Origin of the sequence: Aporhodopirellula rubra, assembly GCF_014192335.1 — a bacterium.
Lineage (GTDB): Bacteria > Planctomycetota > Planctomycetia > Pirellulales > Pirellulaceae > Rhodopirellula > Rhodopirellula rubra.
Window position 1 is genome coordinate 86,530 of sequence record NZ_JACHXU010000010.1, and the last position, 15,188, is coordinate 101,717.

Here is a 15,188-nt window from a genome sequence, read left to right on the forward strand (position 1 = left end):
CGCTCAGCGGACGCGTGTCATGTAGTTAACGAATTTGTCGTCGAGTTCATCAACGGGCATCCCGAACGCCGATTCGATCATCTCGATCCTTTCGCGACCGGATCGTTCACGCAGTGGCTCGCCGTTGCTTAGTTCTTGCAAGTAAGCGATGTATTCGTTCTTCATCGTTCGGATCGCGAAATACGTCATCGCCCAAGACTCGCCGTACGCGTCTTCCGCCGTCGCCGAAGATCGGAATCGAGAGTCGTCAGCGATCATCGTGACTAGCGAATCGTCAGGCCGTCGTGGTTGGTAGCGTCGCCATCGTCGCAGGTTGACCGTGTTCACGCGGCCGACGCCACGCCATCCACGCGGGTTGCTCAGGTCCGGCGACTCAAAGAACATCGCGAGCCCTTCGCTGACCCACATCGGATTGTCCGCAAACCGTGTTTGCAATCCGCAGTTGTACGCGATCTGATGTGTCGCCTCGTGGATGATCGTTGCGATGTTTCGTTCGATGTTCGCGACCCGGTACGTCGTCATTCGATTACTCTCGAGATGGTAGTAACCGATGACGCTTTGTGCCGTTTCTCCGATCTCCTCGCCCGCAAATTTCAGGAACTCGTTTCGATCCTTGAGAACCAATGCCACGAGCGGATACTTCGGTTCGTCCAACGCGACCCGTTGGTTTTTCCAATAAGTGAAGAACGCACGGTACAGCGACTCGAACAAGGTCCCGACGTCCCTCGCGTATTCCGTGTTCCCTTGATGCAGAATGACGTAGTGCGACGTGTGGAACGCCGTGAACCCGCGTGGTAATTCTGCCAGCATTCTCCGTTCGACTTCGTCCGCGTCGATCGGTTTCGGTGGTGGGCCCTCTTCTCGGTGCGTGATTTGCTCCGGTTGAATCGACCAGATCCGCCCGTCGTCACCTTGTAACATGACGCCACCGTCGACCGCTTCGACGAGAATCTCGCCATCCACGACGCGCTTCTCGCCGACCAGTTTGCCATCACGCAATCCGCGAAAAACGATTTGATCACCACATGTTTCGCCCGCCATCGCGGTGAGAGTCACAAGAAACAGCAGCAGTGTGAGAATGCTTGGTTGACGCATGCAGATGAGCGAGGGGCAGAACAGGCATAATAGATAACGTGGGAACAACCGTCCCGACGAACGTCCGCATTGTAACGCATCGCCAACAAAAGCGCCTCCGCACCATGGTCATGACCGCACGAAAATTCTCGCTTGGCTTGCTCGCCGTGCTCTTTGTAGCGGCTGGGGCCAATCACTTCGTCAACCCCGAGGTCTATTTGCGAATCATGCCGCCGTCGTTTCCTATGCCTTCCAAACTGGTTGCGGTGTCGGGATTTTTCGAAATCTTCGGCGGAGTGGGGGTGCTCGTGACGCGTCTTCGACGCCCCGCAGGTTGGGGGCTGGTCGCACTCTTGATCGCGGTCTTCCCCGCCAATATCCACATGGCATTGAACACGTCGCAGTATCCCGACATTCCGGCGTTCTTAATCTACGCCCGCCTACCGATGCAGTTTGTTCTGATCGCGTGGGTTGCCTACGCGAGCGATCTGCGGCGACCGACGCCTACGACGTCGCATCGCGAGGACGAGACCGCTCGCGCTGACGCAGACGTTACTGTTCGGTCCGAGAAAGAATGACCTTTCCACGGTCGACGCCTGACTCGACCCGGCGGTGTGCGTCGGCGCACTGGCTGATCGCGAACCGGCTGTCGATGGTCACTTTTAGTTTGCCCGCTTCGTAGAGCCGAATCAGTTCCTTCAAATCATCCGAGCGAGGGTGTGCGAGCATGACGGTTCCGGATTTCGAGAACGGCCACGTCAATGCCGTCATCAGCATTCCCTTCACGTCGGGTTCGGTGGAGACGTAACGACCGCCTGGATTCATGACGTCGCGAGCGTCCCAGAAACCGGACTTTCCGGCGGCATCAAAGATCACGTCCCACCGTTCGCTCGATTCGGTGAAGTCGACCTTTTCGTAGTCGTAAAAATGGTCGGCACCGAGAGACATGCAAAAGTCGCGATTGTCGCCACTGGCCACCGCATCACAATGGCAGCCATAGGCTTTGGCGATCTGCACCGCGAACATTCCGACGCCCCCGCTCGCTCCATTGACGAGCACACGGTCGCCCGGTTCCATGCGTCCGTGGTCGCGAAGTGATTGCAGTGCCGTCGTTCCCGCCAACGGCATCGCGGCGGCGAGTTCAAACGACATGTCGTCAGGCAACTTCGCGGCGGCGTCAACGGCGCATACGGCGTAGTCGGCACACGCTCCACCACGGGCCGTCGTCAAAAAAGCCATCACGCGGTCACCGACGCGAAACGGAGCATCGTCGGCACAGTCGGCGACAATCCCAGCGACGTCATAACCCGGAACACGAGGGAAACCTCCTGGTAGCAGCCCTTTCATCTCACCGCTCCGCAAACGGTAATCGATCGGGTTCACGCTGCTCGCATGGACTTCAATCAGAATTTGTCCCGGCAATCGTTCTGGTGTGGGAATTTCATCGGCGTGCAAAACACTCGCGTCTCCATAGTCGTCATAAACAATCGCATGCATCGGTTAGCACTCCCGTAAGAACAGTTCGCAGTCAACGGCTCGCCAACATCGCGTGGCCGAAGTTGACGCAAACGTGCGATTGCCGTGCCAATTCAATGGTCACGCCAAAGTGTCCATGATTCCAGCGGTGCGGTAGGACGCGCCTGATTTCATCAGCGCCTTCTGAGTACGAACAGCGATCGCTGTTCAAAAACTTAGGACGCCACGCGGCGGCGTTGGAGTTCTTGCTGGGCCGCTTCCCGGATGGGGCTGAGGTCGCGATTGATGATCGATTGCTCGATGCCCAACTGTGGGTTGGATTTGTTTTCGCTGCAACCGAGGGCCGAGAGTTGTTGTAGCAACTTCGGCGCGAGTTCTTCGCGGGTGTTCTCGATAACGCTGAGAATATCAGCGATGATCGCGGCGGCCTGTTCGTCTCGGTTCTCCTGCGAGCGAGCGTAGACCGTCGTCAGTCGGTTCACCAGGACCGGGATGACGTGCCGGTCTTGGATCTTGACCGACACTGCAACCGCCGCGTCATTCAAGAGTGCCGTTTTGGCTTCGTTGCCCTGGACATTCTTCGCGATCTTCAGCAGCGTTCCGCGTGCCTCCTTGGTACCGACTCTCACGACCAGGCTCAGTGCGACGGGAAAACCCATGCGTGTTCGAGAGAGAGCGATCAGGTCGACGAGGGAGCGATTGTCGACGTGCATCTTGTCGAACGCGGAGCAGATCTCTTTGTAGATCGAACAGTCGCGGATGTTCAGAACACACAACATGCGATGGAACGTTTTGTCCGAACGCCAATCGTCAGGCAATAGCTCCATCTTGCTACGTAACTTGCCCTCGGCGCGATGCAGCGAATCTTGCGAGCGTTTGATTCGAGACAAACACTCGCCGCTCGGATCGAGCAACCGCAATTGTTGTAAAAGGCGTCCGCCATCGGCATCCTTGATCCCAAACCGTTTCATAGGCTCGTCATGGGCGCCGATACAGACACTCACCGCTCGCTCGTAGTCGTCCCAAAGATCGGGCCACTCGAGTTCTTCGATCAGTTTATAGTTTTCTGCACTCCGCCAATTCATTCGTGGTCTCCCGAGGAACCAGGCAGCAACGTTGAGTAAAAATATATAAGAACTCGTATCGAGATCGCTATGCCGAGTTCGCGATGGGCACGAAAAGGGGCTAGCTCATTGCTGCGGAGTCGTCGAGAAGCATTCCTGAAACTGCCGCGAGATCCGTGGAACGATTCTCCTCGACCCGCGATCTGGTGTCAATCAAATCGCCGCTCCTGCCCATTCACCGCCGAGCGTCAACTGAGTGCAAACTCCGGCGTGGGCAGCGTTTCCGAATCCGGTGAACTGAACCGATCGTGGCTCTGTCCGCTTATGGGGCGATTACAGAAAGCAGGCTCGCCGTTGGGGCATGCGGGCACTGAATCGCACGAAAAACCGAAGGCGGATACAAAAAAACACGTGTAAAATGAGCGTGCCTTTTTAAGGCGTTGAGGACCAATTTCGAGCCGAAACAGCGTCGCCGGCGACACCGATTCCCCAAACGCCCGCGCTCGGCTCGGCGTCGACGATGAGCCGAGCACGTCACATCTGTCTCTGTTGTGATGGCTTATGCGAGCGAGAATACACAACCATCCGTTGAGCCCAACGGCCTCACAGATCGTTAGGATTGAGCGATCAAGTCCAACAAAGTTTGGCGGACGACCTTCGGATTGGCGTTCGGGTTCTTGCCCCGTGCCTTGCCGATCAACGCGCCCACCGCTTGCTGTTTGCCGGCTTGGACGTCGGCGATCACTTGTGGATTCTCGGCGAGCAATTCACGACACAAGTCAACGATATCGTCTTCGTTTACCGATTCGATACCGAGCGCCGCCAGCGCCGCGTCGACGCTGTCGTCATGTTCGAGCAAATACTCGAAGACGTCTCGGGCGCGTGCGTTGTCGAGTTTGCCGTCGACGATCTGATGAACGAGATCGCCGAGACGCTCGGCCGGAATCGGAAACGATTTCGCATTCAGGTCGCGTTCCTTCATCGTTCGCATCACGTCTTGCAGCATCCACGACGATGTCTTGCGAGCATCGCCACTGCGCGTCGCAGCCGTTTCGAAGTATTCGATCACCGCGGGACCTTGGTTGACGATCACGTCAGAATCGTACGTCTTCAAACCAAACTGATCCTGCAAACGTGTGCGGGTTGCAGCGGGAAGCTCACCGAGCGTTTGCCCGAGTTCTTCCACCCACTCTCGAGGCAAACGAACCGGCAACAAATCCGGGTCGGGGAAGTATCGGTAGTCGGCGGACTCTTCTTTTTCACGTTGAGCAAACGTTCGTTCGTTGACATCGTCCCAACCAAACGTTCGCTTCGGAGCGTCATCGATTGTTTCGCCTGTGTCTTCCCATGCGATCAGTTGACGTTCGACTTCGTAATCGAGTGCCCGACCGACGTTTCGGAAACTGTTCAGGTTTTTGACTTCGACGATCGGCGTTGCCACCTTCTTGCCGTCGACGTCAATGTGCAAGTTCACGTTCGCATCGACACGCAGGCTGCCTTGCTGCATTTCGCAATCGGAGACCCCGAGGTGAGTCAGCAGCAATTTTAATTCACTCAAATACGCCTTCGCTTCATCGGCCGAACGGAGGTCCGGTTGGCTGACAATCTCGAGCAGCGGTGTGCCGCATCGGTTCAGGTCGATCTTGGAATCCGACACGCCCGACGATTCATCGTGCATGCTCTTGCCCGCGTCTTCTTCGAGGTGAGCCCGGATGATTCCGATTCGCCGGATCGCGTCCGGGTTCGCCGGGTCGGTGATCTCAACAAACCCGTCCGCACAGATCGGCAAATCGAATTGACTGATCTGATATCCCTTCGGCAAATCGGGATAGAAGTACTGTTTGCGGTCCCATTTTGTCAGCGGCGGAATATCGCAATTCAACGCTAGCCCGGTTCGCACGGAAAGCTTGATCGCCTCACGGTTCATCACGGGCAGGGCACCGGGCATTCCCAAACAAACCGGACACACTTGGCTGTTGGCGGGCATTCCGAATTGAGTCGTGCAGCCGCAGAACAACTTGGTCTGCGTTTTCAGTTGAACGTGAACTTCTAACCCGATGATCACGGTGACGGGATATTTGTTCGCTGCGAGTGTCTGAGTCGTCGGCATGGGAATCCTGCTGCGGTAATGTGTTTAGCCGTGATTCGATTCCGACGCCGTTGATTCAGGCCGCCGGAACGTTTCACCGGATGTGTTCGTCCGGGCGGCGACGGTGATTCGCGAATGCCTGCGTTGACGGCAGGCTCGGCGTAGTCGCGGCGAGGGGACTCGGGTGAAATCCGGTTTCGTCGCCCAAAATAACCGATCCGGCTACTTCACGGCATCCCCGACACTCCACCGAACCATTAAGAACATTCCATAGAACAACGCCACCGTGTACACGGTCACCATCACGCCCCAGAAACACTTCTCAATCCGCGAAAAACGGTCGCTCCGCCATAACAGCGGCAATCCGAAGGCGCCGGTCACGATGAACAACACGGTCAGAACCGCCCATCGGCTTTGTTCTAACTCGCGGCCACCGGAGACGAGTTCGAGGCGTTCGCGGAGATACCGCGGGGCGACATTTCCAGGAGCGATGACAAATCCTTTTGTACGAGAATCACTCATTGGAGCGGTTCTCGTTGGTCGGCTCTCGCGGCCCCGCCAGCGGACGTTTCGGCAAGTCGATCTTGGGCCGTTTTCACCAACGGCGCCACGGCAGCATTGGAGGCGTACAACTCAACGATTGAGTACCAAATCTTCTTCGCCGCGATCGTGCGACCTTGCAGATACAACTGGTCGGCCTCTTCGATCTTGGCCGAAATGATCCGAGCCGCTTCGCTCTGATCGGTATCAGCGGCGGAGATCCGAGCGATCTTGTTTCTCGCCAAATTCACCAACGGCCGGTAATCGTCGAATTTGCTGTTGTCGGCGTCCGATTCGTCACCGAGCAACGTGATCAGGCTTTGGTACTTGTCGACCGCAGTCGCATTGTCGCCAAACTTTTCAAACCGCATCGCTTCGGCGCACAACCGTTCGGCTTCGTTCTTCAACGGGAGGTTGCGATTCAGTTTAACAGTCAACGCGTGTTCCGCCTCCAGCATTTCAACGCGATCGATTTGTTCCGACGCCCACGCGGCGTGTTCCCCTTCGGGATACTGACGAACCATCAATTCGAGATAGCTGATTCGGGCTTGCGACATGGACGAGCGAGTGCCTTCGTCGAGCAATTTTTCGGCCCGTTGACGCATTGTGTCTTCGTTCAATGGCCAGGCAACCCAAACCAACATCGCCAACAACAAACCGAGTACCGGCAATAGCACCCATGCTTTATCGTGCCAGGGTGTTGCGTCGATGACTTGTTTCGCAGGTTCCGTTGACGCGTGTTTGCCGAGCAGCACGCGAGCCTCTTCGCGGTCGGCTTGATTGGTTACCGCGAGCGGACTGAACCCGCTCGAGGCGTGTTCGGCGACACCACTTCGCGACATCGCCCGGCGTCTTACTTCGCCGAGTTGCAGTTTGACCGCCTCGGCGGAAACCGGACGTCCGGCTGGATCTTTCGACAGCAGCTGCATCACCAGTCGGTCCATCCAGACGGGCGTGTCCATCACCGTTGACGCCACGGATGTCGGGGTTTGGTATTCCAGGTTGGCGGTCGTTTCTTGAATCGTCGAACCGCTGATCGGCGGTGCGCCCGTGAGTGCTTCATAGAGCAACGCACCGAGCATGTACAAATCGCTCCGCGCGGTGACTTGGTCATGCAGACCCGGGGCCTCCGGTGGACGACGTTTGAGCTGTTCGGGCGACGGCGGCCGTTGGAAATGGTACGGACCGTCACGAAACGGAGCGCTGCCGTCTTCGCCGCGAACGTCAACCAGCACCGGGCTGAGTCCCGCGATGATAATCTTGTCCGCTCCCAATCGTCCGTGCACGATCCCGCGTGTGTGCAGATAATTCAATGCGTCGGTGATCGGTTCGGCAAAATCCAGAACGCTCTCCCAAGGCAGCCGGCAGCGTTTGGCGATCTCATCCGTGAGCGTCGGTCCTTCGATCAACTCGTGCGCCAGATACGCTTCGCTGTCTTCGAAACCGCCGCCATAGCATTTGCAGATCGCCGGATGGTCGAGCTTCTTTAACCGAGACCATTCTTCGGCAAACTGCGTACGCGATTCGAGTGTCCCGCCGAACGCGACATGGAAGACTCGCACCGCGACACTCTTGCGAAGCGATACGTGCACCGCTCTCCAGACGCGCGCGTCCTTGCTCGTTGGGTTGGATCCCAACGGCGTTTCAATGGCGAGCGGTCCGAGTCGGCTGCGTGGCAACGGGCTGTCTGAGGGCTAAAGAGGAGGATTCTTTCGGCGGAAATTTTCAGCGTAAAACGTGATCACAAACGACGCCCCACTACAAGTTATGATTCTGCACAACATACACCACCGGGTAAGGCATGAATCGACGAGATTCTGTTAAACGAATCGGTTCGTCTCCCGTCATATCTCCCCCACCCGGTGTGATTGTGATCCACGTTCGGTCTTTCGCCAGAATTTGGTTCCGCAAAAGTCGCGCAAACCCCGGTTCGATCCCACCTCGACGGGTGCCCATCAACTCGTCACCGATCTCACGTAGCACTGGTTCGATTCGCTCGCCCGCCCGGCGAAGTCCCGCTTTTGCCTCCGGCGATGACCAAACCTGACTCCACGCGTGTCGAATGCGTGTGTTGTCCACGACCGATTCACGCAAAATCGTCCGCAACAATTCGCGTGCTTCGGGATCATTGGCGATCGTGCCAATGACCTCGGAGAGTTCTTCACGGAGCGTGTCGTTCGCGGCGAGATCCTTCACGATATTTTCCACCGCAAAGGTAATCTCGTCGAGATGGTCTTCGACGATCGGCACCACCTCGTCGTCGACAAACCGTCGCCACTCTTCGACCACGAGTTCTCGCTCGGGCAACGGTGATTTGTCATAGATCGCTCGCCAGCCGAACCGCCACAGCGACGCGCGGTTCCATACTTCGCGACCGATCGATTCGGCAGGTTCCTGGCCATGTTTACGAACGATCGGCAGCACCTCCTCCCGAACCAATGGGACGATCCGCTCACGCACGATCTCTTCGCGGTATAGACCGACCAAGGCGTCGATCTCCGCCTCGTGGTTCGCGATGGATTCGGTGACAGCACTTTCGATCAGGGGCACGGTCGCTTGCGCCGATTTGACGACCAGCGGAACCAGTTCGCGTGCGATGGCGTTCGCGTGAGCCTCAAATGCGAGAGACAGTTTCAGTTGCAATTGCTCGCGTTTTTCCGGCGGCACCAACGTCTCGACCACGTCCTCCAAACGACCACTGTTGCGATGCACCGTGAACGTTGCCGTTTTCGACCACGCGTCAGGTTCGAACATGGTCACCGTCAGTCGATTGGCTTTGTCGATGACAGCGCTTTTATTGTCGTTCTGTTCCACCGGTTTGCGAACTGAGGTGACGTATCCCACCTCATGCCATGTCGGTTTCTCGGGTGGCGACTCGCTGTCTTTGCGGTCCGTCGGTTTGCTTTGAGGGTCGGGTGCGAACACCACGTCGCCGACCCGGACGACGCCCGTTGGATCGGCAATCTCAAACGTTTCTTGAGTCGTCCACAACGAACCGAGGATTAACGACGCGGGGCTTTCGGTCGCGTTTTCGGTTGTTTGAACTCCCTCGATCGAGTTCGTGTTTTCTACCGTCTTGCTGCCGATCATCCACGTCAGTCCGCCGGCGAATACGATGCCCCAAAAAACAAGACCGAGGATGCGTTGGTTCTTTTGCGTCATGACTCGCCTCCCGAGAATCGCACACTCCGCAGTCGGTCCACGTAGACCGCGCCGATGATGATCACACCGAGCAAGATATTTTCAACTTGGTTTTCCAGTTCCAATGCCGTGCACCCGAGATTGATGACACCCATGATCACCACACCGCATAACGTCCCCACGATGCTGCCGCGTCCACCGAGCAACGACCCACCGCCGATCACGACTGCCGCGATGATCTCGAGTTCCAAACCCATGCCCGCCGTGGCGTCGCCCTTTTCTAACCTCGCAATGTCGACACACCCCGCCAACCCGAACAACGCACCTGCGATCACATAAACCAGAATCTTCGTTTGCGTGACTCGCACGCCGCAGAGTCGCGCCGTCGCTTCGCTCGATCCGATCGCAAAGACATGGCGACCGAACACTGTTTTGTGCAGTCCTACGGCGACCAATATCGATAGCAACAATGCCAACCACACGCCCCAACCGAAATTCGGCAACGGGTACGCGTACGGGATCCACATCGGATCGGGGTACTGCGTCACCATCGCTCGCAACCAATCCGGAATCGTCTCACGAGGCGGTGTGATCGTGCCTCCTTGATCGCACAGGAATTTTCCAATCCCCATAAAGATCGTCATCGATCCCAACGTGATGATGAAAGGCACCAACCGCAACGACGCGATCAACACCCCGTTGAATAATCCGCACGCGGCACCCGACACCACCGCGACAAACACCGCGAAATAGATCGAATAGCCATGGTCTAACAAAACCGCCGCGACGCACCCACACATCGCCGCCGCCGTTCCCGCTGACAAATCAATGCCGCCACTGATGATGATCAGCGTCATGCCCAACGCCGCGATCCCAATCTTCACGCTCTGCACGCCAACCAGGCGAGCCGATGAGATCGATGCGAAATTGCCTTCCGTCCCCGTGATCCATTCCGCGATGGCGAACACGACCACTACGATCAACAACGCGAGCATCGGGCCGAAAAGACTGAGTAAACGCTTCATTTGGAGAGATAGGAAGACGAGGAGGCGGGAAGGGTAGGAGGCAAATCAAGACGGAACGACAATTCTATCCCAAAGACACGAATGATGGTCGATCCTTTGCCACGCAAAAAGCATCGCCACCGATGGGGCCATGCGTGCCTCAAACGGCTGCTTGCTTTCGTAACTTTCCACCAATAACACCACCGGTCCCTTCAAAAATCAAAACGCACCTTTCCTTCTACTAGTTTTAACTTCGCCTCGAACGATTTGCCCGCCTTGGATTTGAAACCTTTGATGACGGGAGTCTCGCCCTTTTTCAACAGCTTTTTCACGTTCGTCATCGAAATCTTTTTGCCTGACATCAATTTCCAAATCGTCAGCCCGCATCCGTCACGCCACCGACTGCAACTGTACGATTTCGATTGCTCAATCACGGGACTGCCACACAACGGACAGGCGCCGATCGGTTTGTCTCCGGATGCGGATGCGGATGCGGGGCTGGACGATTTTGTGGTCGTTCGTTTGGCTGTTCCTTTTGTTTGCCCACGATCGGTCTTTTCTGTACGTTTCGATCCCGACGCTTTGTCATCTCCGTCCTGCTCATTTCCCGTCGGCACTGGGATTTCGACAACGCAGCCTCCTTCGGACATTCCTAAAAGGAACGGCGCCCCATCATCGATCACCAACGGAGTGGTCGTCGCTCCGATTTGAAGCAGTTCGCGAACCTGGGCCATCGACAAATCCGCGTTGCGGTACGTCGGTTCAAGCACAAACCGACATCCCTTTTTCCAACCCGAGCACCCGAACGCCTTCTTGCCCGCGATCACCGGTTCGCCGCAACGTGGACATGGCCCGTAGATGCTGTGGTCGATCGATACCGAAGCACTGTTCTCAACGATTCCACGCGTGTAATCCTCGATCTCACGCATGAAAACGTCCGCTGACAGTTTTCCGTTTTCGATCTGTTTCAGCTTTGCTTCCCATTCGCCCGTTAGTTCCGGCGACGTTAGGTTTCGGTCACGAACGATCGCAACGAGATATCGCCCCAAATCGGTCGCGACAATGTTCTTTTTCTCGCGAGCGATGTATTTTCGGTTCAGCAACGTTTCGATCGTGGCCGCTCGGGTCGCCGGCGTTCCCAATCCCTTTTCCTTCAATGCCTCGCGCAGTTCCGCTTCGTCGACCAGTTTTCCAGCCGTGTCCATCGCACCGAGCAGTGTGTTTTCGGTGAAGTGTTTGGGCGGAGAGGTTTCGCCGGCTTTGACGAAAGGCATGTGTGGCCCGCTTTCGCCTTTAAAAAAGTCCGGAAGGGTTTGCTGTTCCTCACCGTCATCGCCACGTTTCGTTTTGCGTGGGTACAGTTCCGTCCAACCGGGGACGACCACGCGAACGCCGCGAGCACGAAAGTCGACCTTGCCCGCCGCCGCATCCACTGTCGTGATTTGTTTTTCACATGCCGGATAGAACGCCGCGATGAAACGGACCACGATCGCGTCATAAACTTTCTGTTGCCGATCGGCCAGCACGCCCGCGTTTGCTCCCGTCGGAATCACCGCATGGTGATCCGTTACTTTCGCGTCGTTGACGATTCGGCCGGTGAACGGCAACGCCTTCAGGTCGAGTTTGCCGATCTCCTTCGGTTTCAGCGAACTCAGTTGCTTCATCACACCCGGAATGTCTTTCCGCATGTCTTTGCTGATGTATCGCGAATCAGTCCGCGGGTACGTGATCAGCTTTGCTTCGTAGAGCGATTGAGCGGCCGCCAAGGTGTCCGCTGCCGAGATTCCGAATCGACGGTTCATGTCCCGTTGCAACTCGGTCAAATCATACAGTTGAGGTGGTTGTGACTTTTCAGTCCGGCTCGTGATTTTGCGAATTTCAAGCGGATGCGAGGCGGCCGTTTGAAGCAGTGTTTGCGCGTCCTCTTCTTTGTCGAACCGCTTTCCGGTATGTCGGAATTGAACATCGCGGTATTTCGTTAGCAACTCCCAAAAAGGCTCCGGCCGAAACGTTCGGATCTCGTCATCGCGGCGTACGATCATCGCGAGCACCGGAGTCTGCACGCGTCCCAGACTCCACAGTAATCCGGACGCAACCCGAGGTGATTCTCCGTCGTCCGAGTTCCCACGGCTTAGTCCGCCGCGGTAACGAACCGTGTAGTTACGGGTCGCATTGAGCCCGACGACCCAGTCCGCTTGGCTCCGACACTTTGCCGCCGCATAAAGATTGTCGTAGTCCGACAGTGGCCGCATCGATGAGAACGCCGCCGCGATCGCGGAAGGAGTCAACGAACTGAGCCACAATCGTTCCGCGGGTTTTTTGGTGCACGCGGTCAGCGTCATGATGTAGCGAAAGATCAGTTCGCCCTCTCGCCCCGCGTCCGTCGCACAAATCAACGAGTTCGCATCGCGAAACAATCGTTTGATCACCGAATACTGTTTCTTGGCCCCGTCGTCGCCACGAAGACGCAGTTGAAACTTTTCAGGAACAAACGGCAGCGATTCGAGCGTCCACCGTTTCAGCGACGGATCGTAGTCGCCCGGCTCTTTCAATTCGACCAAATGCCCGAACGCCCACGTGACCTGGTACCCGCCGCCTTCGAAATAGCCGTCGTGTCGCTTCGACGCTTTCAAAAACGAAGCCAAGTCTCTCGCCACGGAAGGCTTTTCGGCCAGAATCACCTTCACCACAATCCCTTTGTTTCCGGTTCACGAACGAGGTCACGAGCGATAGTGGAACCTCTCGCCGAGCCCCAGTTGCCAAACATGCCGACGCTCGGCATAATCCCCGCTCGAGTTCGGGAGGCAAGCCACCTCACGTTTATCAAATGTACATGGCTTGCCCAATCCAGCAAGCCGGATCATCCCGTCCGCGATTCAGAGAGTTCCCGCCAGGAACGCCTCGAAGACACTTGCTCTTGGAGCAAAAAAAGTACATCATGTGCAGGTGCGGCAACCACACCGCATAACAAAGAAACACGCACCCGTGGCGCAACTGGATAGCGCATCGGTCTTCGGAACCGAGGGTTGGGGGTTCGAATCCCTCCGGGTGTATTCTTCACAATTGGCGAAAGTTGCTTTCCCGGCCCATTCGCACCGTGAGGGGCTCCATCGGCTTTTTCTGGCCGGTCAATAAACGCCGTGTTGCTAGCGTTTTCTAAGTTTCGGTGATTTGCCTGAAACCTCTCTTTCGAAGTCGGCCGATCCGGATTCGCATGAGCCAGCGTCCGTCTCGACGGTTTTGTCTCTGCGAACTAACGCGCTCTCTGTTCACAAAGTGGCTGCGTGCAACCAGGCCGACTGTTTCCGAACCACCGAACCAGACGGTTCATGTCTGGCTCGGGTTATCAGGTTGAGAGTCTTTGATCGCTCTTCACATTGTTGATAGCGCTAACGTCGCTGTTTCTAGTTGAGCGTCTTGGCGACGGGGCGGATATTGGCTGCCTTGATTGGGTCGCGGCTATTGACCGTGTTGGGAACGAACAGAAAGTATTCCTGAACGTCGGGGGCGAGATTGTCAATCCACATGATTTGCGTGATGCGGGTGTGTGATCAATGGTCAACGATTTCTGGTATTTCATGGCACCGCCATTAGGTTGACGACATAGCCCGGAGGGCGAAAGATTCATTGCCGGTGGCGTCAGCCACCGGACCATAGTTACCTCACATCCGAGCCCGGAGGGCGACACATGGCAGCCCATCAACAACTTCTCTACCACATCATTTTTAGTACCAAAGAACGCCGGCCGTTCCTGCAAAACGATACGTTCCGAGAATCCGTGTGGGCATACATGGCAGGCATCGCACGGAATCTCGACGGTTTCGCCATCCGCATTGGTGGCTACCACGATCACGCTCATCTACTCATCCGGATTCCGGCCAAAGTGGCCGCGTCCGACTTTGTTGGCAAACTGAAAGCAAACACCAGTAAGCACATCAACGAATCTCGTGATGCGGGAATGAAGTTTCATTGGCAGGACGGATATGGAGCGTTTACCGTCAGTCCGTCGCAGCAGGATTCCGTCATTGCTTACATCGAAGGTCAGGTGGAACATCATCGCAAGCAATCGTTTCAGGACGAATTCCTGCTGATTTTGAAACGGGCTAATGTCGAGTACGATCCAAAGTACATCTGGGAGTAGAGAATGTGTCGGCCGTCGGCCTTGGTTGGCTCGAGCTTTGAAACCGGTGGCTGACACCACCGGCAGGGATTCTGCCGGGCTCCGCCCTCGAGTTCAGCCGGGCTCGTCCCTTGAGATAACTGCATAGCCCGGAGGGCGAAAGATTCATTGCCGGTGGCGTCAGCCACTGGAGCATAGTTGCCTCACATCCGAGCCCGGAGAGCGACACATGGTCTGCTTCTCAACCTCATGATGTGTCGGCCTCCGGCCTTGGTTGGCTCGAGCTTTGAAACCGGTGGCTGACGCCACCGGCAGGGATTCTGCCGGGCTCCGCCCTCGAGTTCAGCCGGGCTCGTCCCTTGAGATAACTGCATAGCCCGGAGGGCGAAAGATTCATTGCCGGTGGCGTCAGCCACCGGACCATAGTTACCTCACATCCGAGCCCGGAGGGCGACACATGGTCAACTCCTCAGTCTCATGATGTGTCGGCCGCCGGCCTTGGTTGGCTCGAGCTTTGAAACCGGTGGCTGACACCACCGGCAGGGATTCTGCTGGGCTCCGCCCTCGAGTTCAGCCGGGCTCGGCCCTTGAGATAACTGCATAGCCCGGAGGGCGAAAGATTCATTGCCGGTGGCGTCAGCCACCGGACCATAGTTACCTCACATCCGAGCCCGGAGGGC

12 protein-coding genes and 1 tRNA gene are annotated in these 15,188 nt (G+C 56.7%); 3 read left to right on the forward strand and 10 right to left on the reverse strand.

Annotation, left to right across the window (positions count from 1 at the left end):
* Positions 1–3 precede the first annotated feature (3 nt).
* Positions 4–1,095, reverse strand: a complete 1,092-nt coding sequence (locus FHS27_RS14805; RefSeq protein ID WP_221225122.1) for a DUF1570 domain-containing protein — start codon at positions 1,093–1,095, stop codon at positions 4–6.
* A 110-nt stretch (positions 1,096–1,205) separates the two neighbouring features.
* Here FHS27_RS14805 and FHS27_RS14810 point away from each other — a divergent pair, with 110 nt between their 5' ends.
* Complete coding sequence (locus tag FHS27_RS14810; protein WP_246419814.1) at positions 1,206–1,652, forward strand: DoxX family protein; 447 nt, start codon at positions 1,206–1,208, stop codon at positions 1,650–1,652.
* On the opposite strand, the gene FHS27_RS14815 is transcribed toward FHS27_RS14810, so the two are convergent.
* The 8 genes from FHS27_RS14815 to FHS27_RS14850 all read right to left on the reverse strand — a co-directional run bounded on the left by FHS27_RS14815 (position 1,627) and on the right by FHS27_RS14850 (position 13,075).
* Complete coding sequence (locus tag FHS27_RS14815) at positions 1,627–2,571, reverse strand: NAD(P)-dependent alcohol dehydrogenase (RefSeq protein ID WP_184305696.1); 945 nt, start codon at positions 2,569–2,571, stop codon at positions 1,627–1,629. The two genes, FHS27_RS14810 and FHS27_RS14815, sit on opposite strands and share 26 nt — an antisense overlap.
* 194 nt (positions 2,572–2,765) lie before the next feature.
* Positions 2,766–3,635: a hypothetical protein gene (locus FHS27_RS14820; protein ID WP_184305697.1), complete on the reverse strand. Its 870-nt coding sequence runs from the start codon at positions 3,633–3,635 to the stop codon at positions 2,766–2,768.
* Between the two features lie 592 nt (positions 3,636–4,227).
* On the reverse strand, positions 4,228–5,724 hold the full coding sequence (gatB, locus tag FHS27_RS14825; protein ID WP_184305698.1) for an Asp-tRNA(Asn)/Glu-tRNA(Gln) amidotransferase subunit GatB: 1,497 nt from the start codon (positions 5,722–5,724) through the stop codon (positions 4,228–4,230).
* Between the two features lie 201 nt (positions 5,725–5,925).
* A complete protein-coding gene (locus FHS27_RS14830) occupies positions 5,926–6,225 on the reverse strand; it encodes a hypothetical protein (RefSeq protein ID WP_184305699.1) in 300 nt (99 codons plus the stop codon).
* A complete protein-coding gene (locus tag FHS27_RS14835; protein ID WP_184305700.1) occupies positions 6,222–7,922 on the reverse strand; it encodes a serine/threonine-protein kinase in 1,701 nt (566 codons plus the stop codon). Before FHS27_RS14835 ends, FHS27_RS14830 begins: the two co-directional genes overlap by 4 nt.
* 79 nt (positions 7,923–8,001) lie before the next feature.
* Positions 8,002–9,405, reverse strand: a complete 1,404-nt coding sequence (locus tag FHS27_RS14840; protein ID WP_184305701.1) for a hypothetical protein — start codon at positions 9,403–9,405, stop codon at positions 8,002–8,004.
* Positions 9,402–10,409: an ABC transporter permease gene (locus FHS27_RS14845; protein WP_184305702.1), complete on the reverse strand. Its 1,008-nt coding sequence runs from the start codon at positions 10,407–10,409 to the stop codon at positions 9,402–9,404. The genes FHS27_RS14840 and FHS27_RS14845 overlap by 4 nt, the downstream gene beginning before the upstream one ends.
* Positions 10,410–10,600: 191 nt before the next feature.
* Positions 10,601–13,075, reverse strand: coding sequence for a type IA DNA topoisomerase (locus tag FHS27_RS14850; protein WP_184305703.1), 2,475 nt, complete (start codon positions 13,073–13,075; stop codon positions 10,601–10,603).
* 292 nt (positions 13,076–13,367) lie between these two features.
* Between FHS27_RS14850 and FHS27_RS14855 the strand changes: the two genes are divergently transcribed.
* Positions 13,368–13,441 (forward strand) — tRNA-Arg (locus tag FHS27_RS14855).
* Between the two features lie 351 nt (positions 13,442–13,792).
* Here FHS27_RS14855 and FHS27_RS31405 read toward each other — a convergent pair.
* Positions 13,793–13,915, reverse strand: coding sequence for a hypothetical protein (locus tag FHS27_RS31405; protein WP_261363934.1), 123 nt, complete (start codon positions 13,913–13,915; stop codon positions 13,793–13,795).
* A 161-nt stretch (positions 13,916–14,076) separates the two neighbouring features.
* Here FHS27_RS31405 and tnpA point away from each other — a divergent pair, with 161 nt between their 5' ends.
* Positions 14,077–14,529 carry an IS200/IS605 family transposase gene (gene tnpA, locus FHS27_RS14860; protein ID WP_184305704.1) on the forward strand — a complete coding sequence of 151 codons (453 nt, stop codon included), beginning with the start codon at positions 14,077–14,079 and terminating at the stop codon, positions 14,527–14,529.
* Positions 14,530–15,188: the final 659 nt, after the last annotated feature.